Raw genomic sequence first — 2,979 nt, 5'->3', positions numbered from 1 at the left:
ATCGCGATCGGCTCGTCCGACACGCCGGTGACCGCCGGGGCCTGCGCGGCCGCGCCCGGCGCGTGGCCGAGCACCTCGGAGCGCAGGTAGTCGGCGAGCGCCAGCGGCGTCGGGTAGTCGAAGACCAGGGTGGCCGGCAGGCGCAGGCCGGTGGCGGCGCCGAGCCGGTTGCGCAGTTCGAGGGCGGTGAGCGAGTCGAAGCCCAGTTCCTTGAACGGGCGGCCGACGTCCACGGTGGCGGGGCTGGCGTGTCCCAGGACGGTCGCCACCCGGCCGCGCACCAGGTCGAGCAGGTAGCGCAACTGCTCCTCGTCGGGCAGCCCGGCGAGGCGGCGCAGCAGGGCGTCGGAGTCGTCGGCGGTGCTGGCGGTGCGGCGCGCGGGCGCGCGGACCAGGCCGCGGTAGAGCGGGAGGAGGTCGCCGGAACCGGCCTGGGTGCGCAGGGCGGTGAAGTCCATGCGGCTGACGACCAGCGCGGCGGGGCCCTCGGCGGCGAGCGCCGCGTCGAACAGGGCCAGGCCCTGCTCGGAGGACATGCGGGCGACGCCCATGCGCAGGTAGCGGGCCACGTCGGCGTCGTCGAGGTGGCCGGTCAGCTCGCTGCTCTGGGCCCAGTAGCCGGAGATCACGGACAGGGCGGGCAGGCCGCTGACGCGGCGGGTCTGCACCAGGGCGTCCAGGAAGGTGTTGGCGGCGGCGTAGTTGCCTTGGCCGGGGTTGCCGAGCGTGCCGGCGAGCGAGGAGAAGACCACGAAGGCCGACAGGTCCAGGCCGCGGGTGAGTTCGTGCAGGTTGACCGCCGCGTCGACCTTGGGCCGCAGCACGCGCTCCACCTGTTCGGGCGTCAGCGAGGCCACCATGCCGTCGTCGAGCGCGCCGGCGGCGTGGACGACGGCGGTCAGCGGGCGGCCGGCCGGGATGCCGGCCAGGACGGCGGCCAGCGCCTCGCGGTCCGCCGCGTCACACGCGGCGATCTCCACCTCCGCGCCCAGACCGGTCAGCTCGGCCACCAGCTCCGCGGCGCCCGCCGCCTCGTTCCCGCGACGACTGGTCAGCACCAGGTGCCGCACCCCGTGCTCGGTGACCAGGTGCCGGGCCAGCAGGCCGCCGACGGTGCCGGTGCCGCCGGTGATCAGCACGGTGCCGGAGGGGTCGAGGGGGGTGGCGGCCTGGTCGGCGGCGGGGGCGGTGCGGGCCAGGCGGGGCACGAGGACCGCGCCCTCGCGGACGGCGGCCTGCGGCTCCTCGGCCGCCACAGCCGCGGCGACCGCGCCGGCCAGGGCCTCGCGCGAGACGTCCAGACCGTCGGTGTCCACGATCAGGAACCGGCCGGGGTTCTCCGACTGCGCCGAGCGCAGCAGGCCCCACAGGGAGGCGCGGGCCAGGTCGGTGACGTCCTCGTCGGCCCGGGTGGATATCGCGCCCTGGGTGACGACCACCAGGCGGGAGCCGGCGGTCCGCTCGTCGGCGAGCCAGGCCTGCACCAGGCTCAGCGCCTCGGCCGTCGCCGCGCGCACCAGGCCGGGCAGTTCGCTGTCGACGCCGTGCGGCGACGGCGCGTGGTACGCCACGGCCACCTCGGGCGCGGTCGCCGAACCGCCGTCGAGGTCGGCGAGCAGCGCGGCCACGTCGTCGTACGTACGGTCCACGGCGCCGGCCAGCGGTCCGGCCTGGCCGAGCGCGGCCCAGCCGGCGGTGCCGGCGGCGGCGCCGGAGCCGGCCAGGGGGGTCCAGTCGAGGTGGAACAGGGCGTCCCGGGCCGGTTCGCCCGCCCGCTTGAGCTGGTCGGGGGTGACGGCGCGCAGCACCAGCGCGTCGACGGAGGCGACCGGAGCGCCCGTGGTGTCCGCGACGGTCACGGCGACGGCGTCGCCGCCCTCCGGGCGGACCCGTACGCGCAGGGTCGTCGCGCCCACCGCGTGCAGCGCCACGCCGGTCCAGGAGAACGGCAGCCGCAGCTCGGCGTCCGCGGGGGAACCGCCCAGCAGCGCGGCCGGGTGCAGGGCGGCGTCCAGCAGGGCCGGGTGGACGCCGAACCGGCCCGCGTCCGCGGCCTGCTCGTCCGGCAGGGCCACCTCGGCGTAGATCTCGTCGCCCGTACGCCAGGCGGCGCGCAGGCCCTGGAACGCCGGGCCGTAGCCGTAGCCCGCGTCGGCGATCCGCTCGTAGAAGCCGTCGACGTCGACCGGCTGGGCGCCGGCGGGCGGCCACGCGGTCAGCGCGTCGGGCGCGGGGGCGCGCCCGACGGCCAGCAGGCCGGTGGCGTGCCGGGTCCACGGCTCGTCGGAGCCGGCCGCCTCCTCGGGGCGGGAGTGGACGGCGAGTTCGCGGCGACCGGTCTCGTCGGGCGCGCCCACGGACAGCTGCACCTGCACGCCGCCGCGCTCGGGCAGCACCAGCGGCGCCTGAAGCGTCAGCTCCTCGACCTGCTCGGCGCCGACCTCTTCGGCGGCGCGCAGCGCCAGCTCCACGAAGCCGGCGGCCGGGACCAGGACGGTGCCCAGGGCGGCGTGGTCGGCGAGCCACGGGTGCGACTGGAGCGAGAGCCGACCGGTGAGCAGCAGCTGGTCCTCGCCCGCGACCTGGATCGCGGCGCCGAGCAGCGGGTGGTCGGCGGCGCCGAGGCCGAGGCCGGAGGCGTCCGCGGCGGCGAGCGCGCCGGATTCCAGCCAGTAGCGCTGGTGCTGGAAGGCGTACGTGGGCAGGCCGAGCAGCAGCTTGGCGCCACTGCCCGCGAACACGGCGTCCCAGTCGGCGGGCAGGCCGCGTACGTACCCTTCGGCGAGCGAGGTCAGGAACCGCTCGGGGCCGCCTTCCTCGCGGCGCAGCGTGCCGAGGGCCACGGCGTCGGTGCCGGTGTCCTCGAAGGTCTCCTGAAGCCCGACGGTCAGGACAGGGTGTGCGCTGGACTCGACGAAGAACCCGAAACCGTCCGCCAGCAGCGCGCGTACGGTCTGGTCGAACCGGACCTCCTGCCGC

The 2,979-nt window shown here is 77.1% G+C and carries 1 protein-coding gene; it reads right to left on the bottom strand.

Annotated elements, in window-relative coordinates:
- Positions 1 to 2,979, bottom strand: a 2,979-nt coding sequence (locus RKE29_RS29015) for a type I polyketide synthase (RefSeq protein WP_312008690.1), incomplete at both ends; no start/stop codon positions are given.

It is taken from the genome of Streptomyces sp. B1866 (genome assembly GCF_031932565.1).
GTDB lineage: Bacteria > Actinomycetota > Actinomycetes > Streptomycetales > Streptomycetaceae > Streptomyces.
Note: the sequence above shows the minus strand (reverse complement) of the source record. Positions and strands in the feature narration are given on the sequence as shown.